This window comes from Rossellomorea oryzaecorticis, assembly GCF_038405515.1.
Lineage (GTDB): Bacteria > Bacillota > Bacilli > Bacillales > Bacillaceae_B > Rossellomorea > Rossellomorea oryzaecorticis_A.
Genome location: NZ_JBBYAF010000052.1, coordinates 1 through 26,311, shown reverse-complemented (window position 1 = coordinate 26,311; position 26,311 = coordinate 1). Strand labels below are relative to the sequence as shown.

At 44.7% G+C, this 26,311-nt stretch carries 25 protein-coding genes and 1 other annotated feature; of the genes, 23 read left to right on the top strand and 2 right to left on the bottom strand.

The window, feature by feature from the left end:
• Window positions 1-239 precede the first annotated feature (239 nt).
• Both spoVID and ysxE read left to right on the top strand, forming a co-directional pair.
• Window positions 240-1,451, top strand: a complete 1,212-nt coding sequence (gene spoVID, locus AAEO50_RS19080) for a stage VI sporulation protein D (protein WP_341985943.1) — start codon at window positions 240-242, stop codon at window positions 1,449-1,451.
• Window positions 1,452-1,593: 142 nt separating this feature from the next.
• Entirely contained in the window at window positions 1,594-2,619 is a 1,026-nt protein-coding gene (gene ysxE, locus AAEO50_RS19075; RefSeq protein WP_341985942.1) for a spore coat protein YsxE, read from the top strand.
• Window positions 2,620-2,662: 43 nt separating this feature from the next.
• Here the strand turns inward: ysxE and AAEO50_RS19070 are convergent, their stop codons facing one another.
• Entirely contained in the window at window positions 2,663-2,851 is a 189-nt protein-coding gene (locus AAEO50_RS19070) for a hypothetical protein (RefSeq protein WP_175990861.1), read from the bottom strand.
• Window positions 2,852-3,022: 171 nt separating this feature from the next.
• Window positions 3,023-3,251 (top strand) — a binding site (T-box leader).
• A 75-nt stretch (window positions 3,252-3,326) separates the two neighbouring features.
• Between AAEO50_RS19070 and AAEO50_RS19065 the strand changes: the two genes are divergently transcribed.
• From AAEO50_RS19065 to minD, 21 genes are all read left to right on the top strand, one after another.
• Window positions 3,327-5,975, top strand: coding sequence for a valine--tRNA ligase (locus AAEO50_RS19065; protein ID WP_341985941.1), 2,649 nt, complete (start codon window positions 3,327-3,329; stop codon window positions 5,973-5,975).
• Between the two features lie 100 nt (window positions 5,976-6,075).
• Complete coding sequence (locus AAEO50_RS19060; RefSeq protein WP_341985940.1) at window positions 6,076-7,392, top strand: folylpolyglutamate synthase/dihydrofolate synthase family protein; 1,317 nt, start codon at window positions 6,076-6,078, stop codon at window positions 7,390-7,392.
• Between the two features lie 99 nt (window positions 7,393-7,491).
• Entirely contained in the window at window positions 7,492-9,204 is a 1,713-nt protein-coding gene (locus AAEO50_RS19055) for a sensor domain-containing diguanylate cyclase (protein WP_341985939.1), read from the top strand.
• 195 nt (window positions 9,205-9,399) lie between these two features.
• Complete coding sequence (locus AAEO50_RS19050) at window positions 9,400-10,008, top strand: hypothetical protein (RefSeq protein ID WP_341985938.1); 609 nt, start codon at window positions 9,400-9,402, stop codon at window positions 10,006-10,008.
• Between the two features lie 26 nt (window positions 10,009-10,034).
• Window positions 10,035-11,384 (top strand): VanW family protein, encoded by a 1,350-nt coding sequence (locus tag AAEO50_RS19045; RefSeq protein ID WP_341985937.1) that lies wholly within the window; start codon window positions 10,035-10,037, stop codon window positions 11,382-11,384.
• Between the two features lie 27 nt (window positions 11,385-11,411).
• Window positions 11,412-13,070 carry a GspE/PulE family protein gene (locus tag AAEO50_RS19040; protein WP_341985936.1) on the top strand — a complete coding sequence of 553 codons (1,659 nt, stop codon included), beginning with the start codon at window positions 11,412-11,414 and terminating at the stop codon, window positions 13,068-13,070.
• 14 nt (window positions 13,071-13,084) lie between these two features.
• The gene (locus AAEO50_RS19035) at window positions 13,085-14,128 is read left to right on the top strand and encodes a type IV pilus twitching motility protein PilT (protein WP_341985935.1); all 1,044 of its coding nucleotides are present in this window, start codon (window positions 13,085-13,087) and stop codon (window positions 14,126-14,128) included.
• Window positions 14,125-15,336, top strand: a complete 1,212-nt coding sequence (locus tag AAEO50_RS19030) for a type II secretion system F family protein (protein WP_341985934.1) — start codon at window positions 14,125-14,127, stop codon at window positions 15,334-15,336. The genes AAEO50_RS19035 and AAEO50_RS19030 overlap by 4 nt, the downstream gene beginning before the upstream one ends.
• Before the next feature lie 116 nt (window positions 15,337-15,452).
• Window positions 15,453-15,842 (top strand): type II secretion system protein, encoded by a 390-nt coding sequence (locus tag AAEO50_RS19025; RefSeq protein ID WP_341985933.1) that lies wholly within the window; start codon window positions 15,453-15,455, stop codon window positions 15,840-15,842.
• A gap of 4 nt (window positions 15,843-15,846) precedes the next feature.
• Window positions 15,847-16,590: a prepilin peptidase gene (locus tag AAEO50_RS19020; protein ID WP_425383231.1), complete on the top strand. Its 744-nt coding sequence runs from the start codon at window positions 15,847-15,849 to the stop codon at window positions 16,588-16,590.
• A gap of 26 nt (window positions 16,591-16,616) precedes the next feature.
• Complete coding sequence (pilM, locus tag AAEO50_RS19015; RefSeq protein WP_341985930.1) at window positions 16,617-17,582, top strand: type IV pilus biogenesis protein PilM; 966 nt, start codon at window positions 16,617-16,619, stop codon at window positions 17,580-17,582.
• Window positions 17,569-18,162: a hypothetical protein gene (locus AAEO50_RS19010; protein WP_341985929.1), complete on the top strand. Its 594-nt coding sequence runs from the start codon at window positions 17,569-17,571 to the stop codon at window positions 18,160-18,162. The genes pilM and AAEO50_RS19010 overlap by 14 nt, the downstream gene beginning before the upstream one ends.
• The gene (locus tag AAEO50_RS19005; RefSeq protein WP_341985928.1) at window positions 18,159-18,875 is read left to right on the top strand and encodes a hypothetical protein; all 717 of its coding nucleotides are present in this window, start codon (window positions 18,159-18,161) and stop codon (window positions 18,873-18,875) included. The genes AAEO50_RS19010 and AAEO50_RS19005 overlap by 4 nt, the downstream gene beginning before the upstream one ends.
• Window positions 18,876-19,204: 329 nt before the next feature.
• Window positions 19,205-20,185, top strand: a complete 981-nt coding sequence (locus AAEO50_RS19000; RefSeq protein ID WP_341985927.1) for a hypothetical protein — start codon at window positions 19,205-19,207, stop codon at window positions 20,183-20,185.
• Between the two features lie 148 nt (window positions 20,186-20,333).
• The gene (locus tag AAEO50_RS18995) at window positions 20,334-20,900 is read left to right on the top strand and encodes a Maf family protein (RefSeq protein WP_341985926.1); all 567 of its coding nucleotides are present in this window, start codon (window positions 20,334-20,336) and stop codon (window positions 20,898-20,900) included.
• A 32-nt stretch (window positions 20,901-20,932) separates the two neighbouring features.
• Complete coding sequence (gene radC, locus AAEO50_RS18990; RefSeq protein ID WP_341985925.1) at window positions 20,933-21,637, top strand: RadC family protein; 705 nt, start codon at window positions 20,933-20,935, stop codon at window positions 21,635-21,637.
• 236 nt (window positions 21,638-21,873) lie between these two features.
• Complete coding sequence (locus tag AAEO50_RS18985; protein ID WP_341985924.1) at window positions 21,874-22,881, top strand: rod shape-determining protein; 1,008 nt, start codon at window positions 21,874-21,876, stop codon at window positions 22,879-22,881.
• 178 nt (window positions 22,882-23,059) lie between these two features.
• Complete coding sequence (mreC, locus tag AAEO50_RS18980; RefSeq protein WP_341985923.1) at window positions 23,060-23,944, top strand: rod shape-determining protein MreC; 885 nt, start codon at window positions 23,060-23,062, stop codon at window positions 23,942-23,944.
• On the top strand, window positions 23,941-24,462 hold the full coding sequence (mreD, locus tag AAEO50_RS18975) for a rod shape-determining protein MreD (RefSeq protein WP_341985922.1): 522 nt from the start codon (window positions 23,941-23,943) through the stop codon (window positions 24,460-24,462). Before mreC ends, mreD begins: the two co-directional genes overlap by 4 nt.
• Before the next feature lie 128 nt (window positions 24,463-24,590).
• The gene (minC, locus tag AAEO50_RS18970; protein ID WP_341985921.1) at window positions 24,591-25,271 is read left to right on the top strand and encodes a septum site-determining protein MinC; all 681 of its coding nucleotides are present in this window, start codon (window positions 24,591-24,593) and stop codon (window positions 25,269-25,271) included.
• Window position 25,272: 1 nt separating this feature from the next.
• Window positions 25,273-26,076, top strand: coding sequence for a septum site-determining protein MinD (gene minD / locus AAEO50_RS18965; RefSeq protein ID WP_341985920.1), 804 nt, complete (start codon window positions 25,273-25,275; stop codon window positions 26,074-26,076).
• Here minD and AAEO50_RS18960 read toward each other — a convergent pair.
• On the bottom strand, window positions 26,073-26,311 hold a 239-nt coding region (locus tag AAEO50_RS18960; RefSeq protein ID WP_341985919.1), incomplete at its 5' end, for a hypothetical protein. The genes minD and AAEO50_RS18960 overlap by 4 nt on opposite strands.

Below are 26,311 nucleotides of genomic sequence, written 5' to 3'. Positions count from 1 at the left end.
GGAAGACGAAGACTCCTGCGGGAGAAGTGGCCAATGTGAGACCCCGCAGGCGAAGCCGAGGAGGCTCACGGGTCACCCGCGGAAAGCGAAGTCTTACACGGAATCAAAAGCGGTGATACAAAGGCACTCAATTTGCTAAAAATTCTGCATCACTATCATATTTCTCCAATCCAAATCATAAAGTGATAATGACATTGTCATATATTTCTTAGGTTTGGAACTTGAAAGGAGGAATTTCTTTGTCACAAGATCAACAATCGTGCCTGCGATTTTCTTTAGAAGAATCAATTTGGTTCAAAAAAGGACAGGAAGTTGAAGAATTGCTATCTATCTCCTTAGATCCACATATAACGATTCAAGAACAAGAACAGTATGTACTCATCAGGGGAACCCTTGATTTATCAGGTGAATACCTGCCGAGCACTCTACGGGATGAAGAAGGTGTAGACGAATTTGAAGCAAGTGGTAAATTCGTTCAAACAGTTGAAAAAAGGGAAAAAGGTGAAAATGAGTTTGTCCACAGTTTCCCTGTCGATGTGACGATTCCCAAAAACCGGATTGCCAATTTAGGTGACATCGATGTGTATGTTGAATCCTTTGATTACGTCGTTCCTGAGAATGCTTGTCTCAAACTTAATGCAGATCTGACGATAACAGGAATTTACGGAGAGCAGCAGACCCATACACCGCTTGAAGTCGAGTACAAAGAGGAAGAACTCTATGCGCCTCTTCACCGTGCTTCGGCGGTTGCGGATGCACCGGTGGAAGAAGAGGAAGAAGCAAGGCCTCAATACTACGACGATTCTGATGATGAAGATGAGAATGAATCATATGATCAAGACGCCTATGAATATGATTTCACCGAAGATGAATCAACAGATGATTCAGAGAATGATGAGTATCAGCCATTCTCGCTGGAAGGGAGAACCCCTCCTGCCGGGGAAGAAGATGAAATTCCGGTTCATATCCAGTATGATTCACACTCTGCACAGGAAGAGAGTTACTTCCGGAAAGAAAACGTGTTTGAACTTCCCGAGCATGAATTAAGCGAATCCTCGCAGGAGCAGGAAGTGACGCAGCCGGCAGGCGAACAGATGAATATGCAAAAGCCGCAACCTGTTCAAGAGCAGGAAGAGGAAGAAGAATCCTCTTCGATGGAAGCTCAGTTGGAAGATGCAGAAGAACCATCAGATAAAAAGAAAAAAATCAAAGGGAAGAAGAAATATGAATCCATTTCCCTGGCGGACTTCTTCGCACGCAAAGAAGAGGAGCGGGCTGCCATGCTTAGAGTATGCATTGTTCAAGAAGGGGAAACCCTCGATAACATTGCAGAAAAATATGATTTGACCATCGCTCAACTATTAAGGGTCAATCATTTGGAAGCGAATCAGGATGTATACAGCGGCCAGGTTCTTTATATCCCGAATGAAGAGCCTGTATTCAAGGCGTAATTAAAAATTAAAGCAGAACGATCGAATAGTTTCGTTGAATCAGGACTGACACCACTTACTGGCGGCAGTCCGTTCTTTTTTTACTTTAGGATTCGGTTTACAGAGTGCAGGTACTTTGTAAATACGGGGAGGTGAAGAAATCATGCAAACCCTCGACAGTTTAAAACCTGTCCTGCATCCATACGGGGTTGAACCATTTTTTGTGGAAGACAACGGGAAAGTATGTAAAGTGTATTCCAACAAAGGAACGCTTGCTGTAAAGCATATCTCTCCCCAGACCGGTGTCGATTTTGTCCGGAATGTTCAAACTCTCTTTCAGCGCGGTTATAACAGGATCGTGCCCATCTATCCTACCATGGACGGACGTTATGCTGTCTGGCACGAAGGTGAACTGTATTATGTGATGCCGTGGCTGAACAACCAGGAGAAGGAAGACCGGTTTGAAAAACATCAGAAACTCTTCCGTGAACTTGCCAGGCTTCATACGATTTCCTCTCAGGATGTGAAAATAAACAAAGAAGAAAGGGAAACTCATTATGAGCAGCTGACGACGCGATGGGAAAAGGAACAACAGTTTCTGGATGAATACGTGGAAGAATGCGAAAAAACCATCTATATGTCGCCGTTTCAATATCATTTTTGTATGTTTTATAAGGATGTGTCACAGGCTCTTAAATTTTCACGGAAAAAGCTCGAGGAATGGTATGAAAGTACGAAGGATCTCGAGAAGGTCAGAACCGTCATCATTCACGGCAAGCTGTCAACTGAGCATTTTTTATACGATGACAGGGGACTGGGCTATTTTAATAACTTCGAAAACTCAAAAATAGCTTCTCCTTTTCATGACCTGCTGCCGTTCCTGTCGAGAACTCTTAAAACCTATCCCAAGTATTATGACGAATGTGTTGAGTGGCTGGAAACGTATTTTCAGCATTTCACTGTCCGTAACGAGGAAAGGCTGCTCTTTATGTGTTATTTAGCTTATCCAAGCTCGGTGATCGCAGTCGTAGAGAAATATTTTCATACTCCGAAAAGAAAAAGGAATGAGCTGAAATCGCTGAAAAAATTACAGCGCCACTACTGGCTGTTGAAAAACACCGAGTATGTCGTCATGCGCCTCGATGAAATCGAACGCAAGAAAAAAGAAGCAGAGGAAGAGGAGGCATAAAGGAAGGACTGACGAAAAACGAAAGTCCATGTTTCGTCAGTCCTTATATCCAATCAAAATAAATGGCAAGGGCAATGCCTATAAAAAGGGTTAATAGAAGAACATCAAATGTGGTGGGGAGCAGAATGGTCCGGATGGCCTGAAACACAGAAAAAGGAATGATGAATTGTTTACATATCAAACGAACGTTCCGCAGCCAAGGAGGCAGTGTGTAAGGATTGTACTTCCGCATACTTGTCACTCTCTTTCTGGGTGGATTCACTACTATATCCTATGAAAAGAATGAAATTTGGTTCTTGGGTAAAGTATATAAGGATACAGAAGAATATTTTTTATGAAAATGGGCGATAATGATTGACGAAAGTTCAGTAAATCCTATACTATAATGAGTACATAAATAATTTCAAAAGCGTTGAACAGGAAGAGTACATTGCCCCCCGCTTTCAGAGAGGAAAATCGTTTGCTGAGAGATTTTCCAAGCGAAGACGATGGAAGGTCGCCTGAAGAGCTGCTTCTATGAAGACAGTAGTAGGAGCCGGTTAAAAGCCGTTATTGTTCATTGAGAGTTCAGGGGTTCAGTATGGCTTCTGAGAAAAAAGGTGGTACCGCGAAACGAATCCTTCGTCCTTTTACAGGGCGAAGGATTTTTTGTGTTCTATAAACAATCACCATATAAAAAAGCTACAACGATTCAGGGAGGAAACACAATGGAAACTCAAGATCAATTATCGATGCCGACCAAATACGATCCGAATGCCATTGAGCAGGGAAGATATAAATGGTGGCTGGAAGGAAAATTTTTTGAAGCGGAAAGCGACAAAGAAAAGGAACCGTATACGATTGTCATCCCGCCGCCGAACGTAACAGGCAAGCTTCACCTTGGCCATGCATGGGATACGACTCTTCAAGATATCCTTACGAGAATGAAGCGTATGCAGGGATACGATGTATTATGGCTTCCAGGAATGGATCATGCGGGCATCGCCACACAGGCGAAAGTAGACGAGAAGCTCCGCAGCCAGGGGATTTCACGACATGACCTGGGCCGTGAGAAGTTCGTTGAAGAAACGTGGAAATGGAAAGAAGAGTATGCAGAACATATCCGCAAGCAATGGTCGAAAATCGGATTGGGCCTTGATTACAGCCGTGAACGATTTACGCTTGATGAAGGCTTATCTGAAGCCGTTCAGAAAGTATTCATCGATTTATATAATAAAGGCTTGATTTACCGCGGTGAATACATCATCAACTGGGATCCTGCCACAAAGACTGCTTTATCCGACATCGAAGTTATCCACCAGGATGTCCAGGGTGCCTTCTACCACATGAAGTATCCGCTGGCTGATGGAAGCGGCTATATTGAAATCGCAACAACCCGTCCTGAAACGATGCTGGGTGATACTGCCGTGGCTGTACATCCTGAAGACGACCGCTACAAGCACCTGATCGGCAAAAAGGTCACTCTTCCAATCGTTGGACGTGAAATCCCGATCGTCGGTGACGATTATGTAGATATGGAATTTGGATCAGGGGCAGTGAAAATCACGCCTGCTCACGATCCGAATGACTTCGAAATCGGGAACCGTCACAATCTTGAACGGATCCTTGTTATGAATGAAGACGGCAGCATGAATGAAAAAGCAGATAAATATAAAGGGATGGACCGCTTTGACTGCCGCAAACAGATTGTCAAGGACCTTCAGGAATCTGGAGTACTGTTTAAAATCGAAGAACATATGCATTCTGTTGGGCATTCCGAGCGCAGCGGGGCGGTTGTAGAGCCGTACCTTTCAACGCAGTGGTTCGTTAAGATGGATCCGCTCGCACAGGAAGCAGTCAAGCTTCAGGAACAGGAGAACAAAGTCAACTTTGTTCCTGACCGTTTCGAAAACTCTTATCTTCGCTGGATGGAAAATACACGTGATTGGTGTATTTCCCGTCAATTATGGTGGGGACACAGAATCCCTGCTTGGTACCACAAGGAATCCGGTGAAGTATATGTTGGAAAAGAAGCGCCTGCTGACAGTGAAAACTGGACACAGGAAGAAGACGTCCTTGATACATGGTTCAGTTCAGCGCTGTGGCCTTTCTCGACAATGGGCTGGCCGGATTTGGACGCGGAAGACCTTAAGAGATACTATCCGACAAATACGCTTGTAACTGGCTACGACATCATCGGTTTCTGGGTATCCCGCATGATTTTCCAAGGTCTTGAGTTTACAGGGGAGCGCCCATTCAAAGATGTACTGATCCACGGACTCGTTCGAGCTGAAGATGGCCGCAAAATGAGTAAATCACTAGGAAATGGTGTAGATCCGATGGAAGTCATCGAAAAGTACGGTGCAGACTCACTGCGTTACTTCTTATCGACAGGCAGTTCACCTGGTCAGGATCTTCGGTTCTCATTTGAAAAAGTGGAATCGGTTTGGAACTTTGCCAATAAAATCTGGAATGCATCACGTTTTGCGTTGATGAACATGGACGGTATGACTTATGAAGAAATCGATCTGAGCGGAGAGAAATCCGTTGCGGATAAATGGATCCTTACCCGTTTGAATGAAACGATCGAAAACGTTACACGTCTTGCCGAACGCTATGAATTCGGTGAAGTAGGTAGAATCCTTTACAACTTCATCTGGGATGACTTCTGTGACTGGTATATCGAAATGGCGAAAATTCCTTTATACGGTGAAGACGAAGCAGCCAAGAAAACTACCCGTTCAATTCTGGCTTATGTACTCGACAACACAATGCGACTTCTGCATCCGTTTATGCCGTTTATTACCGAGGAAATATGGCAGAACCTGCCGCATAAAGGCGAATCGATCACGGTTGCATCATGGCCTGAAGTGAACGCAGACTTAACGGACGCGGATGCTTCCGAGGAAATGAAGCTTCTTGTAGAAATCATCCGTGCTGTACGGAATGTTCGTGCAGAAGTAAACACCCCGATGAGCAAACAGATCAAACTGATCCTGAAAGCGAAAGATGAAAAGATCCTGAGCATGATGGATAAAAATAAAGCATACATCGAACGTTTCTGTAATCCTGAACAACTGGATATGGGGACGGATATCACTCCTCCGGAAAAAGCGATGACTGCAGTCGTTACGGGAGTAGAATTATTCCTTCCATTACAAGGGCTGATCAACATCGACGAAGAAGTTGCGCGTCTGGAAAAAGAGCTTGAGAAGTGGACGAAGGAGGTAGCGCGCGTTCAAGGAAAGCTGAAGAACGAAAAGTTCGTAAGCAAAGCTCCTCAGAAAGTCGTAGACGAAGAAAAAGCGAAAGAAAAAGATTATCTTGAAAAGCAGGCAACGGTTAAAGCTAGAATAGAGGAATTGAAAACCGTATAAGAAAAATGAAGAAGGCTTGGGAACAGGAGTCTAATTGTATAGGGTGGACCCCTAAAGCAGCTAGGCTCCCTCCAGCCTTTTTTTGATGGGAGTGAAAAAAATGTTTACATATAAGGAAGCGGTAGAATGGATTCATGCAAGGCTGAGGCTTGGAATAAAACCGGGACTCCAAAGGATGCATCATTTATTAGCAGAACTTGGGAACCCTCAAGAAAGAATCAAATCCGTCCATATCGGCGGCACAAACGGGAAAGGGTCGACGGTCACTTATTTACGCAATATCCTGCAAGAGGCAGGTTATTCTGTCGGTACATTTACCTCACCTTACTTTGAACGTTTCAATGAACGGATCTCTGTGAACGGGCAGCCGATTCCTGATCATGACCTCATTTCGCTTGTTACAATCATAAAACCCATTGCCGAGGGGATGAAAGACACCGAATGGGGGGAACCATCTGAGTTTGAAGTCATCACGGCGATGAGCATGGTGTATTTTGCGGAGACTGCGGGACCTGATCTTGTATTATTTGAGGTAGGCCTTGGGGGAAGACTGGATTCAACGAATGTGATAACGCCCCTGGTATCTGTCATTACCAGTATCGGTATGGATCATATGCAGTTTTTAGGGGATACGATTGAGCAAATCTCATACGAGAAAGCAGGAATCATCAAAAGAGGGGTCCCGGTGGTATCCGGTGTATCCCAGCCCGAAGCAAGAAAGGTAATTGAAGAAGCGGCAAGGAGGAATGAAAGCCACGTCTATCAATCGGGGAAGGATTTTCACACACGGCGGGATTCAGTATTGAATAATGGAGAAAGGTTTCGTTATGAATCATCCCATCATAGTGCCGTTTATGACATTTCCATGATGGGGGCACATCAAGTCCAAAATGCAGAGATTGCCTTGAAAACGGCAGAATTACTCCGGTCACGGGATGAAATCACCTATACAGAAGCCCATCTCAGAGCAGGGTTGAAAAGTGCATACTGGCCGGGAAGAATGGAATTGGTCAGTGAGAAGCCGGCGGTCATCCTGGACGGTGCCCATAATCCTGAAGGGATAACGGCTCTTGTTACAACGATTAAGGAACGATTCTCTTCCAAGAAGGTAACGATTCTGTTCTCGGCTTTGAAGGATAAAGAATTGAAACACATGATAAGGCTGCTTGAAGAAGCGGCATCGGTCATAAGTTTCACCGATTTTCCCTTCCCGAGGGTGGCAGGGGCGGATGAGTTATTTGCCCTTTCCGATCATCCACGGAAACAAAAGGCAGTGGACTGGCAGCAGTATCTGGACGAAAAGCTGAGAATGGCTGCTGAAGATGAAGTGCTATTTATAACGGGATCGCTTTACTTTTTATCAGAAGTCAAACCTGTGCTTCTTCAGAAGTTAGAAAATTCTAGAAAAAATAAGTGACTTTATTCATTTAGTTTGATAAAATATTCTTAAACTTGTGACTATTTAACTATTTTGAAATTTTATTTATATTTATTATGCATTTAGAGGGGGATAGAGATGCAGCTGTCACTTAAAAAGAAACTTTGGATACTTTTTGCCTGGCTGGCGATCGTGCCTCCCGGCTTGTACTATACGTATCAACTCTATCCTCCTCAAAATGTGGAAGGAAACACCTTGGAACTGCTCACGCTGATTGTGTTTGCCACCTTCATTCCGCTCATACCGATTGTCATCAATGGCTCTACCATTTTCTTCATTCAGTGGGTAACCCTTGTAGGTTTCTTGAAATACGGTTTATTTATGGAAATCGTGCTTATGCAGTTTTCGATTATCCCCTTGCTGATCCGGCTTCGGATGTCTAAAACAGATTGGCACAGAGCGCCATTGAATTCACTGATGTTTTTTATCGTTTCTGTTTCAAGCGGTTTAATCTATTTTATGCTCGGCGGCGAAACGGGAGCTGGAAGCATAGGTGAAATGCTGCCTGCTGCCTTGGGTTACCAGATAGCATCCATCATGATCAATCAATTCCTGCTATTAGCGTACCAGCGTTATGTCGTCGCAAATGACATCCGTTTTTACAGCAAAGATTTCATTTGGGACTTCATTGCGAATATGATCATGTTCCCCATGTCACTTTCGCTGTATTTCCTCACCTTTCAAATAGGACCATTCGCTTCACTTCTGATCGGTATTCCTTTCATCAGCTTATCGTTGATATTGAAAATGTATAATTCCTCTGAAAAGATTAATGAATACCTTCAAAAAGCCGGGGAAATCGGACATCAGTTAACAGAAAGCCTGAAAGCGGATGAAGTTCTTGATATTTTTCTCGAGAAAATCATCGAAACTCTTCCTGTGGAGTATGCGTACATATTGGACTGCAAAGGTGATGAACTGGTTCTCTTAAGAAGGGTTGAAAGTAAGGAGAAAGACTTTCACAGTTTCCCTTCTCTGAAAAAAGGCAGGGGCATCAGCGGTATGGTGTGGGATTCAGGCAAGTCGGTCATTTATGATTCCCGTTCTGAATGGGGTGGGCTTGCAGACGGCTATATGCCTGCCGGAGTGGAAAGCGTTTTATGCGTACCGATTGTGAGAAGCCAGAAGGTAAGGGGGATCCTTCTGTTAGCCTCTTCCAAAAAGCGTGCATATGAGAAATTCCAATTGATGATTGTTGAAATTCTATGCTCCTATTTCGGGGTAGCCATCGAAAATGCAAGGCACCATGAGCAAACAAAGCAAAACAGTGAAAGGTGTGCTCTCACGAACCTTTATAACTACCGTTACTTCGAGGACATGCTGTCATTGGAATTCAATGAACTTGAGAGGGGAAGCAGGACATCCTTATCGCTGATCATGCTCGACCTAGATCATTTCAAAGTCATCAACGACAATTACGGGCACCAGAGCGGAAATGAAATCTTGATAGAGCTGGCTGACCGATTATGCAAGTTGATTGGATCCAGGGGTACGGTAGCAAGGTACGGCGGGGAAGAGTTTGTCATTCTTCTCCCGGACACAGAGAGAGCAGAAGCGATTTCGCTGGCGGAAAGCGTCAGGCAGACCATCGCCAACCGTCCGTTTGTCCTCCACGATACGCTTCATGCATCCAACAGAAAGTTAATGGTCAGGATTACCGCGAGTATCGGAGTTGCTTCAGCACCCCAAGATGCAGATGATACCATGGCCTTGATTCGCCATGCCGACAGAGCGCTTTATACTGGCGCAAAACAGGCCGGGCGCAATCGTGTGGCAGAGTATGTGAAATGAGTGAAAGCACCTTCACTTTCCATGTGAAGGTGTTTTTTCTTATTTTGTAAATTTTGTATAATCAGTGAATTTGTCTAATTTATTTAAAACAATTGAAATCATATTGTTTCAATTTTAATAACTATGTAATAAAATGGTGATAGTCGAAATATACAAGATTTTAGCGATTTTCAGCTTTGAAGCAGGGGGATTGAAATGAACATTTTACTATTTGCTGCAGGAGCATATCTCCTCTTGCTGCCATTCCTGAAATTCATTCCCATACAGTCATCGTTTAAACAGAAAGTGAGGCTTTCTTCCCTTTCTTTTGGTGTGACCAGTGTGGCTTTAATAGGCAGTCAGTTTCTTCCGTTCACAAGTGTTCTTGCCATATTGATTCTCTTGACTGGCCTGATGGCCTATTTAGTCCAGTCCAGACTGAAGAACCGGTTGACTCCCCTGCATCCAGAACCTACTCCTCCCGCCTCCCAACTTCAAGAACCCAAAATCTATGAAACTACCAATGAACATACTACCAATGATCCTGAGGAAGAGACAGAGTCAGAAATCATTCCAATTAAAGATACAGAAGAAGATTCCTTTGATGAAGGACAACATGACTACATAGAAGAGTTGGATTGGAAAGAGAATGAGGATGAACATCGCGAGTTCGTGAATGACCTTGATCATGAAGAGGCGGCCGCTGAAGAAGAACTGCCGGAAATCGAGGGCAGGATACCCGAACTGATCACTGATCCTTCTTCCTCCATCAAGGACGAAGAGGAAGAAGAATATGCCCGTTTATTTTCCGGGAGTAAAAGATAAATCTCAGGCAGACAGGAGGTCCCTAAATGAAAAAACCATCGTATTCAACTACCGTTTTTTTAGTGTTATGCACAGTATATCTTTTCGGTTCAGCGCATTTAGGGGCCTACTTGTATGACCATGTTTTCCAATCTGGAAGTGTTTCAGCCAATGAAACGAAGATCGCCGGATTGAAACTCTCAAACGATCGAAATAATGAAACAACCAATAAACTGCTTGAAGAAATAAACCTGTGGAAAGAGACTCAAAATCTATCCATTACATATATGGAAGTGGGGGAGCGCATCCCTTCCGAAGCATTTCAGTTTGATGTTGATGCTACTGTTGACATGGCAGTTGACGGGGAAGATTCCCCGCTTCTTTTACAAGTAGACGAAGGGTTGCTCCGGGAACTATTGATCTCCCTTGGGATGGATATCGAGAGCATACAGATAGATAAGCTCAAAGATGCCATAACCGAGAGGGCTTCAACCCTTGATGCGGAGGAAAGGGAATTCGCACTTGAGGACTTTCTGAACAGCCCGGGAGAAATGAAGGTGCTGGCAGAAAAGAAGATAGGGAATGTTGAATCGACACCGGGACTACAAGAGTTTCTGGCTGAATCCCCGGAAATCTTAATCGAACCCGTATCAACCTTTTCACTCTTGAAATTCGTGGAGGACATGCATATCAGCATGACGAACAAAGAGCTGAGCGTGATTTCTACCGGGTTATATGAAATCCTGCTTCATTCTGATCTCGAAGTCATTCAGCGTCACCATAGCCGTTCACTGCCTGACTATGCTGAGCTCGGGATGGAAGCAAGGGTGGATAAAGATATTCAACAGGACTTTGTATTTGTAAATCCGAACAATCAAGTTTATAAGATTCACTTTCAATTGGCGGGGGATACTATTTTATTTAGTTTAGAAGGAGCGGAACTTCCATATGAGGTGGAAATCTCGCTGCAGAACAAACAAACGGTCGAACCCCGTGTAATTAAACAATACAGCCCTTATGTGGATCAGGGTCAACCGAAAGTGAAGGCAGAAGGGAAAGACGGCGTCCAGATAGAGGTGTGGAGGAGAATGCTGGATTCCAAAGGTTCCGTGTTGAAAGAAGAGCTGATTTCACGTGATTATTATCCTCCTGTTCACCGGGAAGAGCTTGTCAGTCTTAAAGACTATGTGTCTAGTAAAGATAATAGCGGTTCTGAGAGTGGAGACACCGTCAGTTCCACTGGAACGAGTGATGTTGAAGCACCAGAATCAAATCAGCAGGAAAAGGATGATTCTGGGAATGAGAAAGAATCTGATGAACGAAGGGAATCTCAGCAGAAGAGTCCTGAGGCTCAGCCTTCCCCGAGTGAAGATAGTCCGAATCCAAATATGAAGTAATAGCTGTATAAGATAGGGTGAAATGAAATGGCACAAGAACGGAAACGATTGGGTGATTTATTAGTGGAAGCAGGGCTGCTGACACAGGAAAAACTTCAGCAGGCACTTAAAGAGAAGAGCAAAGATCAAAAACTCGGTGATGCCATCCTTCAAAAGGGATACATCACAGAGCAGCAATTGATAGAGGTGCTGGAATTTCAATTGGGCATCCCTCACGTAAGCTTATTCCGATATCCGTTTGATCAAAAGCTGTTTCACCTGATTCCTAAGGATATGGCGAAACGGAACTTGATCATCCCGTTGAAAAAGGAAGGGGACAAGCTGTTTGTCGCGATGGCCGATCCGATGGACTTTTATGTAATAGAAGATCTTCGTTTGTCGACGGGTTTCTTTATTGAAACAGCGATAGCGACGAAGGATGATATCCTTCGTTCGATCAATAAATTCTATGATATGGATGAGAGTTTTGAAGAATTAAAAGGAATAGGGAATGAACCACAGGATGAGCAGGATGAAACCATTCTTGATCAGGATTCCCCGATTGCCCGGCTCGTAAATCAGATACTCTCGAATGCGATGGCCCAGAAAGCAAGTGACGTCCATATCGATCCTCAGGAAACAAGGGTGCTGATACGGTATCGGGTTGACGGAATTCTGCGTACGGAAAGAGCGATCCCGAAACATATGCAGAGCATGCTGACCGCGAGGATTAAAATCATGGCCCAGCTTGATATCACTGAGCACCGAATTCCACAGGACGGACGGATCAAGACGAATATCGATTTCCGCCCGATTGATCTGCGGGTATCGACATTGCCGACCATTTATGGTGAAAAGATGGTTCTCAGGATCCTTGATCTGAGCTCGTCACTCAACGATCTTACTCAGCTCGGTTTCAATACGCTGAATATGAAACGATTCCAGTCACTGATCGAACGGCCGACAGGTATTGTGCTCATCACCGGTCCTACAGGATCGGGTAAATCGTCCACTTTATATGCAGCCTTGAACAAGCTTAATAGTGAAGAAGTCAACATCATCACCGTTGAGGATCCGGTGGAGTATCAGCTCGAGGGAATCAATCAGATTCAGGTGAATGCCAATGTCGGGCTGACGTTTGCCAAAGGATTGCGGTCGATCCTGAGGCAGGATCCGAATATCATCATGGTCGGGGAAATCCGTGATAAAGAAACGGTTGAAGTGGCGATACGTGCTTCCCTGACAGGTCACTTGGTACTGAGTACGATTCATACCAATGACTCGCTGACGACGGTCACCCGGCTGATCGATATGGGAGTGGAGCCGTTCTTGGTGGCGACCTCTCTCAGCGGAATCGTCGCACAGCGACTGGTGCGGAAGGTGTGCCGTGACTGTGCAGTTGAAGAAACCCCGACCAGGAGGGAAGCCGACATTTTCAAGCGGAGAGGATTGACGATCGAGAAGATCAACCGCGGAAAAGGCTGTGCCGCTTGTAATATGACGGGATATAAAGGCAGGCTTGCGATTCATGAAGTCCTGGTCATCAATGAAGAAATGAAGAAGATCATCATGAATAATGAACCGCTGTCAACCTTAAGGGAAGCAGCATACAGGTCGAAGACGATCTTTCTGTTGGATGATGGTCTGTTGAAAGTGAAGCAAGGAATTACTACGACAGAGGAAATCCTCCGGGTAGCAATCGAGTAAAGAGGGTGATCACGATGAAAGAACGCATCAATCATTTATTAAGGGCTGCATTTGAATTAAAAGCTTCCGACATCCATCTTACGGTCGGTTCTTCTCCGGTGTTCCGAATTCACGGAGATTTGAAACGGTACGGGCAGGATGTCTTGAAACCCAATGATACAGAAGGGATGGCGAAAGCCGTCATTCCCGAAGCGCTTTGGGATGAATTCAAAGAACGCGGAGAGCTTGATCTTTCGTACGCGATCCCGGGTGTCTCACGATTCAGGGTGAATGCGTACCATCAGCGTTCCTGCATTTCGATCGCGCTGCGTGTCGTTCCGACGAAAATACCGACGCTCGAGGAACTTAATCTGCCCGAGGTGTTGACGAAAATAGCCGAAAAGCCTCAAGGTCTCGTGCTCGTCACCGGACCGACCGGCAGCGGCAAGTCCACTACATTGGCATCCATGATTCAATACATGAATCAAACGATGAGAAAACATATCATCACACTGGAAGATCCGATTGAATATTTGTACAAGCATGGTTCTTCGATCATCGATCAGCGTGAGGTAGGCTTTGATACGAAATCATTCGCATACGGACTGCGCAGTGCGTTAAGGCAGGATCCCGACGTCATCCTGGTAGGGGAGATGCGTGACCTTGAGACGATTCATACGGCAATCACGGCAGCTGAAACCGGTCACCTTGTACTCGGTACCCTGCATACATCAAGCGCAGTTTCAACAATTGAACGGATCATCGATGTCTTTCCATCCGTCCAGCAATCCCAAATCAGGGTGCAGCTGGCCTCTGTACTTCAAGGGATCATCGCCCAGCGTCTGCTTCCGACTGCTGATCGTAAGGGGAGGGTGGCTGCAACCGAAGTGCTTTTGAACAATTCCGCCGTCGCCAACCTGATCCGTTCGGAGAAAATCCACCAAATCCCAAGTGTGATGCAGACCTCCAAGGCACAGGGGATGGAGCTTTTGCAATCGACAGTGAAAAAGTACGTTGATACCGGGTTGATTTCACGTGAAGTCGCCCAGCCGTATATACAGGAGACCGTTTCTATATGAAGCGGTATAAATACGAGGGAAGAGACAGGAGCGGCCGTAAGCGGGGAGTCATTTCTGCTCCTTCAAAGAAAGAAGCAATGATGAGACTGAAGAATCAAGGGATCCGCGTCATCTCTGCAGAAGAGGTTCCTGAAACGCTTCTCACAAAGGAGATCACGCTTGGAAATCCGGTGAAGCTTCAGCAGATGGTCGTGTTCCTGCGGCAGTTTTCCACACTGCTTAAAGCAGGTGTGACCGTTGTCGATGCAACGAGAATCCTCTCTGCTCAAACAAGCAGTAAAGCACTGTCGAAGGTCCTTGCCGAAGTGGAAATTGAATTGAAGGAAGGAAACCCGCTTTCCGACGCGTTTGCCAAGCACCGAAAGGTCTTTGAACCTTTGTTCATCAATATGCTGAAAGCCGGGGAAGCAACCGGAAGCCTGGATGAAACGCTCGAGCGTCTTGGCGATCACTATGAAAAGCAGCATAACACCCGGCAAAAAGTCATTGCCGCACTTTCTTATCCTGCTGTGGTCGGCATCATCGCAGTCGGCGTCGTCATTTTCCTGCTGCTTGCGGTCGTTCCGACTTTTGTCGATATGTTTGCTGATATGGGCGGGGAGCTGCCGCTCATCACAAGGGCAGTTCTTGGGGCAAGTGAACTCGTACAGGGCTATTGGTACATTCTTTTGCTGCTGGTTATATTAGCTGCTGCGGGTATCACTGTGATCCGTCGCAATAGAGAAACAAAATATTATCTGGATTATACGATTTTAAGAATCCCGATCTTCGGGGGCTTGATTCAAAAAGCGGTGCTTGCAAGAATGACCAGGACATTCAGCTCCTTGTTCTCAAGCTCTGTCCCTATCCTTCACTCCATGGTCATCTTGGAAAAAGTGGTGGAAAACGAAGTGATAGCGAGAGTGATAAGGAAATCGAGGGACTCTCTTGAAAGCGGAGGATCGATAACAGAACCGATGAAGGATCATTGGGCGATCCCGCCGCTCGTTTCGCATATGATTTCAATCGGGGAAGAGACGGGTTCGCTTGACGGCATGCTCTCAAAAGTCGCCGACTTCTATGAAAAGGAAGTCGAAAACACCACGGATCAGCTTAAGTCGCTGATCGAACCTCTGATGATCGTCGTGCTGGCAGGACTTGTCGGGACTATCGTCACAGCAATCATGGTACCGATGTTTGAAATGTTTAACAATGTTCAAAATTTCTAGCATTTCTGATAAAATATTACACATTCTTACTATTTTTTTACTGGTTCTGCTGTATAATGGTAGTAGATTGATAGAGTACTAAAGTACTACATAAAAACCAAATGGGAGGAAAAAAGATGTTGAAAAAGTTTTTAAAAAATGATAAAGGATTGACCCTTGTCGAATTGCTTGCTGTTATTGTGATTTTGGGGATTATTGCGGCGATTGCTGTGCCGAGTATTGGCGGAATTATTAATAAGAGTAAGGATGATGCGAAGGTTGCAGAAGCCGTTCAAATTATTAATGCGGCTAAGTTAGCTCATGCTAGTGATTCAAATGTTAACGAATGGGATCAAACAGCTTTAGATGAATACCTTTCTAATGTAGAAGATTCTGACGGCTTTACAGTAAAATACAATGCAACTAAGAAGGAGTATAGATTATTTGGTCATCACTCCTTATCTTTAATTACTCATGTAGCAACTGACTATACTACTGAAAAAGAAATATTAGACGAAGCAAAGTAGGATGATATTGATATTCATCACCCTCTACGCACTCCTCCTAGGCTCCTTCTACAACGTAATCGGCCTGAGAGTGCCGCTGAAAAAATCAATCGTAAAACCAAGGTCGAGCTGTCCATACTGCCGTCATCAATTGACCGCAGTTGAGCTCATACCTGTAGTTTCATATCTCATCCAAAAGGGGAAATGCCGCCAGTGTAAAGGGCGCATTTCTCCTTTATATCCATTTATGGAAGCTTTGAATGCCGGGCTATTTGTACTAGCTTATCTGCAGCTGGGAATGCAGTGGGAACTTCTGGTCGCATGGACCCTGATTTCAATGCTCATCATCATTACGGTGTCCGACCTTAAATATATGGTCATCCCCGATAAGGTGCTGCTATTTTTCGTGGTGCTGCTCATCATCGAACGCCTATTCATCCCTCTTTCGCCGTGGTGGGACAGCCTGGCAGGCGGAGTGCTCGGATTCGGCTTGCTTTTGCTGATCGCAATCATAAGCAGAGGCGGTATGGGCGGAGGGGATATCAAGCTTTATGGAGTCATCGGTCTTGCAGTGGGAGTGAAGGTAACCGTCCTCTCCTTCATGATCGCCACATTCCTTGGCGCCGTCATCGGACTGGCTGCCCTTGCATTCAAGCTGATCGAAAAAGGAAAGCCGATTCCGTTCGGCCCCTTCATCGCAGCCGGGACAATTTCAGCTTATCTATACGGTGACGCCATAATTTCTCTCTACCTGTCACTATTCTATTAAAGTACTGCAAAGAAAGGATCTCATCCATGGGTTTTCTATCGTTTCTCTCAAGTTCTCATAAAACAGCAAATATTGTATTCACCGACCACTGCATCCGATTTCTCGAGCTGAAACAGTCTTCACCGCTGCTGGTGGCTTCAATGGATGAGCGTCCGCTCCCGGAAGGAGTCATCAAAGGCGGAAGGATCGTCGATGAGGAAACACTTCTGTTCATCTTGGAAGAATGCATCGGCGAATGGAAAATCAAGCGCAAATCCGTCCGATTCGTGGTGCCGGATCCGTTTGTCGTCCTAAGAAAAGTGTCGATACCATCAGATATAAGGGAAGATGAAATGGAAGGCTATCTCTTTCTCGAAATAGGTTCAAGTATTCACTTGCCGTTCGAAGACCCGGTATTCGATTATTCATTGTTAGAAACATCGGGAGAAAAACAAGAGGTGCTGTTGGTTGCTTCTCAGGAAGAAATCGTCGACAGCTATAAGCATCTGCTCGAAGAAGTGAAGCTGAAGCCTGTTGCTGCTGATATTGCTCCGCTTGCCTTATACCGGACTGTCCTCCATGAAGGAAAGGCATCGCCATATGAACACACGATGCTTCTCCATATGGATGAGCAACTGCTGACGATTTCCATCTTTCATAAGCAGGAACCCATATTCACAAGGCCGATCGTACTGGAGGATGGAATCGAGGACAGTGACATCGAATACCCGATGGTCATCCTGCAGGATGCGCTGAATGAAATCGAAAAAGTGATGAATTTTTATCGTTACTCCTTATACAAAGGCGAACAATCCGTCGAAAAGACGGTTGTCAGCGGTGGACATCCCCGCTTGAATGCCTTTAAGGAACAGCTGAAGGAAAGGATCACGATACCGGTCGAATTCCTGCAGTTGAAAAACGTCACGACACTTGATGATGAAAAGGTACCTGCCGGGTACGCGATCGCGTTAGGTCTTGCTTTAAAAGAGGTGCAGCATATTGAAACTTATTGATATTAATCTATTGCCTCAAAAAGAATCGAAACGGACGGCTTTTACCTACAGTATGGTGGGCACTGCTGGGCTTTTCATTCTTCTTGCACTTTTTATGATGCTGTCATGGCAGAGCACGATCGCCGATACGGAAAAAACAGATGAAAAGATTAAGATGACAAAAAAACTCATAGAGGTTCAGCAGACGAAAGTCCTTGGTGCAGAAGCGGCCAACAGCATAGGTGAGCTGGACAAAGCGGTCCGGGATATGGTGGACTATCCAGTGAAAACAGTTCCTCTGTTAAATGAACTGATCTCTCTTTTACCAGAGAGAGGGTTCATACAGGAATTTGAGTATAGTGATAGAACGATTATCAACCTCTCGATACAGTTTGATTCCTCAAGGGAAGCGGCGTTTTACCTCTCCAGGTTAAAAACGGTGGAGTGGATCAAGGAAGCTGAGGTCCTTGAAATCACGACTGAAGAAGTCGTGGGTTCCGAAGAAGATGAGATCCTGCCGAGATACTCGGTAATGTATGCCATTTACTTTGAGTCAGACAAGCTCGCTGCGCTTCTTTCTGAAAAGGGGGAAGAGGAATGAAGATCGACTTCACCAAAAAACAATGGACGATACTGATAAGTCTGATCGTGACGGGTTTGGTCATCTTAGCCGGAGTAAACTACTTTGCATTACAGCCTGCCGAGAAAAGACTGCAGTATAAAAAAGAAGAACTGGGGATTCAGGTGAAATTGCAGGAAGCGGTCGAGGCAAAAGTTGCCACCATCGAAGAAAACGAGACACCGGATTCGAATTCGCTGCAAAAGAAAATCCCTGTCGAACCATTAACCGAGCGTGTCATATTGGATCTCGAAAAAGCGGAACTCCTTTCTGGGAGCACCATTCAGTCCATTTATTTTGAGAAAACCGACGGGGCTCTTGCACCAAAAGAAACTGAAGAAACAGAAGCTGCACCAGCAGGCGACACCGAACTCCCTGCTCTATTAAAAAGCATACAGATGACGATATTAGTAGAATCACCTTCTTATTTCGAGATGGAAGCCTTCCTCGATGAAATTGAAAACTTAGAAAGAATCGTCGAAATCAACGGGCTCTACTTCGAAGGTGAACAAGAACTGAAAGAAAACATGGAAGGCTACAGCGAAGATACCATCACCTTCGAAGTAATCGCATCCGCCTTCTACATCCCGGAACTCATCGATCTCAAAGACGGACTACCCGTCATCGAAAGCCCATCACCATCCTTAAAAAAGGATCCTTTTCCTCAATTTCCAGAGGAAAAAGAGAACGAATAACCAATATATTAAGAGTTTAAAGCTGAAGACTAATAGTAAAACTTGAGTGTAATGGAGCGGAAGGCACTTGACTCCGACGGGATATAGAGGAAAGGGCGAGACCCCGCAGGAGCGGAGCGACGAGGAGGCTCGACTTCCTCCCCGCGGAAAGCAAGTGCCTGCAGCGCAATGGAACGGACTCATTTATAGCAAGAATCAACAATATTAGGAAATAGCTTTCTATTAAAAAATTTGACGAAAACCTCTTGGGACAAGACGACAAAAGTCTTGTTCTTTTTTTTATGGGATGTGATAGCATGGAAAAAAATAGATGAAGGAGGGTGGCGATGGTGGACAAATCCAAAGAAAACAAAAAAATCTCCATCAAAATAAACGGTGAGAGCACGGAGTTTGAAGAAGAAATACGTGTACACGATTGGAAGCTGGGGAAAGCCCAGACAGCAGCAGGCGAAGAGAAGCTCGAGGATCAGGGCTTCGAATGGATCCTGCCGGACGAAACTCCTCAGCCTCCAAAGGAATTCAAAAAAATCAACTACGTGAGCGGCAAGAAAAAGAAGAAGCGGCAATCATTTAAAAATCCTTTCCATGATTCTGTCAATCTCTTAATGTCCATAATCGGTGCAGTAGTTGTCGGTGCCGTTCTCGGGTTCGGAACACTGAAGGTCATCACAAATACAGACGGGGGAACAGTTCCAGCGGCTACCTTACAGGACGACACCGCGGCTGATGTGACAGGAGGAACTGCAGCGGCTGCTCCTGTTCAGCTGAAGGAGTTTTCGACCTCGGTCCTGCAGGGGGGCGTCTTTTCATCCCAGGAATCAATGACCGCTATGCAGGACACTCTGACCTCAAAAGGAATCACCAGTGCTTCGATTGAAAAAGACGGCCAATGGTTTTTGATGCTCGGGGTATCAGCTGACGTTGAGACAGCAAAGGTTCTTGGGGATGACATGAAAGGAAATGGCGTGGAAGTATACGCCAAAGACTTCCAGCTGAATGCCAAAGAAATCAAAGCAAGCAATGAAGAGAAATCTTTTCTGGAGAAGGCCAATGGTCTCTTTGCCATCCTTGCTGAAGAGAGCAGTAACGGGGTAGTGAACGGAAAGACGAATGAGTCTGCAGCGGGCTCCATTGAATCCAGTCTGAAAGAAATAGAAGGGATCAAAGTAGGGCAGGAACCGATTGTACAAATGAAAGAATCTATTGTAAATGCGGCCACGCAGACCCTTTCCGTGAAAACATCAGAGGATGCAGTGAAAGTCCAGGGAGAACTGCTGGGATATCTTGAATTATACAGCAGCTTACAATAAACACTGATTTACGACTATTTTCTAGGAAATAAATGATGGGGCGACAAGAATCGAATTGCTTGTCGCCTTCTGCTTGTTTAAGGAGGCAGGATTTGGTACTATTATTCTGTATCTCCCAATCTATACTTCGAAAGGACTGGTATGGTGTATGTCCAACCTCATACTTGCTTCACAATCTCCTCGCCGAAAAGAGCTTCTTCAACAAATTCAACTTTCCTTCTCAATCATGAGCAGCAATGTCGATGAAACGGTTGCTCCTCATTTGAAACCCCATGAAGTGGTTATGGAACTCGCATTGAAAAAAGCAAAAGAAATTTCAGTGAAACATCCTGAGTCTTATGTATTAGGTTCTGACACTGTGGTAGCCCTAGGGGAATGTATCCTTGGAAAACCTCAATCAGAGGAAGAAGCCAGAGAGATGCTTGTCATGCTTTCTGGTAAAACACACTCGGTCTATACGGGTGTCGCGATTTTAAAAGGTGAGAAACAATCTCTATTTTACGAAAAAACAGATGTTACGTTTTGGGAGTTAACATCTCAAGAGATCGACGAATACATCGTTTCTGAAGAACCCTTTGATAAAGCAGGGGCCTATGGTATCCAGGGACTCGGGGCAAAGCTCGTAAAGGAAGTAAAAGGGGATTATTTCTCTGTCGTCGGCTTGCCGCTGTCAAGGGTATACCGGGCACTTCGCGAAATGGGGTATCTTCAATAAGTACGGCTCCTCTAACTGACAAAGGAGGACCTATGGAAAAAACATTGGAAAAAGAAAATAAGCTGATGATTCGTGATTTCCCCCAGGATGAACGACCGAGGGAGCGGCTCATCCAAAGCGGTGCAGCAAGTCTTTCAAATCAGGAATTATTGGCGATCCTGCTCAGGACAGGAACAAAAGCTGAATCTGTCCTTCAGCTTTCAAACCGTCTCCTGACAAGTTTTGACGGACTGAATCTATTAAAAGATGCTTCCTTGGAAGAAATCACGAAAACAAAAGGCATCGGACTTGCCAAGGCTGTGCAGATCATGGCTGCCGTCGAGCTTGGCCGAAGGATCGGCAACCTTGCCTTCGATGACCGCTACAGCATCCGGTCCCCTGAAGATGGAGCTAATTATGTCATGAATGACATGCGCTTTTTAGCACAGGAACACTTCGTTTGTCTTTACCTCAACACAAAAAATCAAGTCCTCCACAAACAGACCATTTTCATCGGCAGTCTGAATGCTTCGATCGTCCATCCCCGGGAGGTGTTCAAAGAAGCGTTCCGCAGGTCTGCAGCATCGATCATCTGTGTCCATAATCATCCGTCGGGCGACCCGACCCCCAGCAGGGAAGACATCGAGGTGACTAAGAGATTGGTAGAATGCGGTCGGATCATTGGTATTGACATACTTGATCATCTGATAATAGGAGAGAAAAAATTTATCAGTTTAAAAGAAAAAGGTTATTTATGACACTAGGATTTTTTTAATGGTTACGATATAATTATGCTTATGATTTTTACTAACAATATGCTGATTCATAAAGCGTAGCTCATTGAAAAAAGAGTCGTTCTCTAAAGAATGAGTCTTTTCGTTATGTCATGAAGTATCAACTATTGTAAAAAAATTCGAGGATAAAGAGTTTGGACAACTCTCCTGTGAGTCAAATATAAACCAGCCAATTTGTATCAGAAAGGGAGATACCATTAATGTTTGGAACGAAAGATTTAGGAATTGATTTAGGAACCGCTAACACATTGGTATACGTGAAAGGAAAAGGCATTGTTTTACGCGAGCCTTCCGTTGTTGCACTTCAAACTGACAATAAACAGATCGTTGCCGTCGGAAACGATGCAAAAAATATGATCGGAAGAACACCCGGGAATGTAGTGGCGCTCCGCCCGATGAAAGACGGGGTCATTGCAGACTATGAAACGACTGCTACAATGATGAAATACTACATAAAGCAGGCGACCAAAAATAAAAGTGCATTTTCAAGAAAACCTTATGTAATGGTATGCGTTCCCTCCGGAATCACAGGTGTAGAAGAACGAGCGGTCATTGACGCGACAAGACAGGCAGGGGCAAGGGATGCCTATACGATCGAAGAGCCTTTTGCAGCTGCCATCGGAGCCAACCTTCCAGTATGGGAACCGACAGGAAGCATGGTCGTGGACATCGGTGGAGGAACGACAGAAGTTGCGATCATATCTCTAGGCGGAATCGTGACAAGTCAATCCATCCGTGTAGCCGGTGATGAAATGGATGATGCCATCATCAACTATATCCGTAAAACCTATAACCTCATGATCGGTGATCGTACGGCTGAAACCATCAAGATGGAAGTCGGTTCTGCAGGAAATACGGAAGGAATTGAATCCATGGAAATCCGCGGACGTGATCTTTTGACCGGACTTCCAAAAACCATTGAAGTAACGGCTGCTGAAATCGCTTCTGCTCTTCATGATACCGTATATGCCATTGTCGATGCGGTTAAGAGCACCCTGGAGAAAACACCGCCTGAACTGGCAGCGGACATAATGGATAGAGGGATCGTGCTAACTGGCGGAGGCGCGCTGCTTCGAAACATGGACAATGTGATCAGTGATGAAACGAAAATGCCTGTCCTGATCGCGGAAGAGCCCCTTGACTGCGTGGCGATCGGTACCGGTAAAGCACTCGATCATATTCACTTATTTAAAAACCGCGGTAAATAATAGATTTATATGATGTGGGGACTGTTCCTTAAAGTACTTCACCTTAGTACATTAAGGCAGCCCCATCTTTTTTGCGCTTGCAACTGTCGAAAAAGTAAATAATTTAGTGAATGATATCAATAATGGATAAGTTTTGATATAGTATTTAATAGAATTAAAAAAGGTTGAGGTGTACAGCATGCCACAATTCTTCCTGAACAAACGATTAATCATCCTGCTTGTCAGTATTATCGTTCTCGTAGCATTGATCGGGTTTTCGTTGCGTGAAAGAGACAGCATCAGCTGGCCAGAGCAGTTTGTGAAAGATATGGTAGGATTCGGACAATCATTGATTTCAAAGCCTGTCAATTACACAGGTGAAATTATTGAAAATGTAAAAGATCTTCAAAATACATACACAGAAAATGAAAAACTGAAATCCCGCCTTGACGAGCTCGTAAAGCTTGAAACACAGGTAAAGGACCTTAAACAGGATAATGAAGACCTGAGAGCTGTTCTAGATAAGAAAGAAGATCTAAGAAGCTACGATAGTATTCAAGCTACCGTCATAGCAAGAAATCCCGACAGATGGCAGGAACTAATTACGATCGACAAAGGGGAAGTCAACGGCATCAAATCTGATATGGCCGTCATCTCTTCTGCCGGATTGATCGGAAAAGTTAAAAGTGTGAACGAATTTTCATCAACCGTGGAGCTCATCTCTACGAATAACACAAAGAACCGCATCTCGACTGTTATTCAGGGGAAACAGGATATCAATGGCTGGATCGAAGGCTATGATAGTGATAAAAAAGAAATACTGGTCAAACGGATACCGAATGATTTGAAAGTGGAAAAAGGCTCTAAAGTCATCACTTCAGGACTGGGCGGAGTATTTCCGAAAGGATTAGTGGTCGGTGAGGTAAAAGAGGTCAAGCCCGATCAATACGGACTTACCCAAACAGCTTATGTAAAACCCGCAGCCGATTTCTATCATCTCGAGCATGTCATGGTGATTGACCGTGAAATGAAGGGTGTTTCCGAGAGCCAGGCTGAAGAGGATACTAAGGAGGAAGAGCAATGATCAACCGGCTCATCCTTCCTCTGGTGACTCTCTTAATCTTTTACAGTGAAAGCCTATTTGTCATCCTTTTTCCGAGTATGGAACTATTTGACCTGCGTATCCTTGTGCCTCATTTCCTGATCATCTTTATTCTATTCATTTGCGGTTTCTTTCAATATAAAACGGCCTTATTATATGGATTTATCTTTGGATTCCTTTTTGATATCTACTACACTGAAATCAACGGAATTTATTTAGTGTTCTTTCCTTTCGTCGTTTTTCTTGCGCACGGGATGATGAAAGTCCTGCATAATAACCTGTTTGTGTTCGCGCTCATCGTGCTTGTGAATCTATCGGTGCTGGAGTTCCTGGTGTATCAGATCAATGTCATTATCCAGCGCACAGATATGACACTCCTTCAGTTTGCCGACTTACGCTTATGGCCTACATTGGCACTGAACCTTGTCTTTTACATCATCTTTTCCTATCCTATTAAACTATTTCTTCAACGAAAGCAAAAGCAGCTCCTTGAAGATTAACAAGGGGATTGTGGAAGATAAAGAAAAAACATTTTTCTGCATGATAAACGCGAAAATTGTCTAGTGAAAAAAAGGATATAAACATGCTTACGTCGAATTTATAGACGACTGAGGTGAAAAATTACGCCATGAAAAAGAAACCAAATGTAATGATCAAGGGTACAAAAGAAGGACTTACCCTTCATCTCAATGATCAATGCTCGTTTGATGAATTAAAGAAAGAGTTGGACGAAAAGCTGTCTGCACATTACCGTGAAACAGAAGGGACACCTTTACTCACGGTAAATATCCAAACGGGGAACCGTTATCTGACAGAAGATCAAGTAGAAGAGCTGAAGGAAATTGTCAGGCAAAAACGCAATCTGGTAGTAAATGAAGTAATGAGTAATGTCGTCACGAAAAATGAAGCAGAAAAATTAATGAACGAAAGAAATATAGAAACCATTACGGGTGTCATTCGCTCAGGGCAAGTGATCGAAACACCTGGGGATATGCTGATCGTAGGTGATGTGAACCCCGGCGGAAGAATCCTTGCAGGAGGGAATATCTACATATTGGGTGCTTTAAAAGGAATAGCTCATGCAGGCTGCACCGGGAAAGAAGAAGCAGTCATCGTCGCTTCAAAAATGCTCCCTTCTCAGCTGCGTATCGCAGACTGTTTCAATCGAGCACCCGACCGGCCGCTCGATGAAGAACAGCATGATATGGAATGTGCCTATATAGATGACCAAGGTCAGATCGTAGTTGATCGGCTGCAGGTATTAAAGCATCTTAGACCAAATATTACGAGTTTTAAAGGAGGAAGCTAATGTGGGTGAAGCCATAGTTGTTACTTCAGGTAAAGGTGGAGTGGGTAAGACGACTACTTCTGCCAATGTTGGTACAGCATTAGCTCTACAGGGTAAAAAAGTTTGTCTGATTGATACGGATATCGGTCTCCGGAACCTAGATGTTGTCATGGGACTCGAAAACCGCATCATTTATGATTTAGTCGATGTCGTGGAAGGGCGCTGCAAAATTCATCAGGCGCTGGTGAAGGATAAGCGGTTTGAAGACAAATTGTTCCTTCTGCCGGCGGCACAGACAAGTGATAAATCAGCGGTGAATCCTGAACAGATGAAGAAGCTGGTCCTGGATTTAAAGCAGGACTATGATTACATCATCATCGACTGCCCGGCAGGAATCGAACAGGGTTACAAGAACGCGGTAGCGGGTGCGGACCGCGCCATCGTGGTAACAACACCGGAAATTTCCGCTGTCCGTGATGCCGACCGGATCATCGGACTGCTTGAGAAAGAAGATATCGAACCGCCTAAACTGATCATAAATCGCATCCGGAGCCATATGATGAAAAATGGTGAGGCGCTGGATGTGGATGAAATCACTGCACATCTGTCAATCGACCTTCTCGGGATCGTGGCGGACGATGACAATGTCATCAAGTCCTCCAATAAAGGGGAACCGATTGCCCTTGATTCCACAAGCAAAGCTTCGATTTCGTATCGAAATATAGCAAGACGCATCCTGGGGGAATCCGTACCTCTGCAATCGCTTGAAGAAAACAAAGCAGGCGTCTTCACGAAAATCAAAAAACTCTTCGGAGTCAAAGTCTAATCGTTTAATAGAATGTTATAACCCGGCAGTGTCCATATGGACACTGCCGGTTTTTTTTTATGGAAACCTCCGGGACGCAGGGGAGGCACTTTGGGGTGCCAGGCACAAATGGACTGTTTTGAGCCAGGCACAAATGGGAGGTTTTGAGCCAGGCACAAATGAGTTGTTTTGAGCCAGGCACAAATGAGTTGTTTTGAGCCAGGCACAAATGAGTTGTTTTGAGCCAGGCACAAAT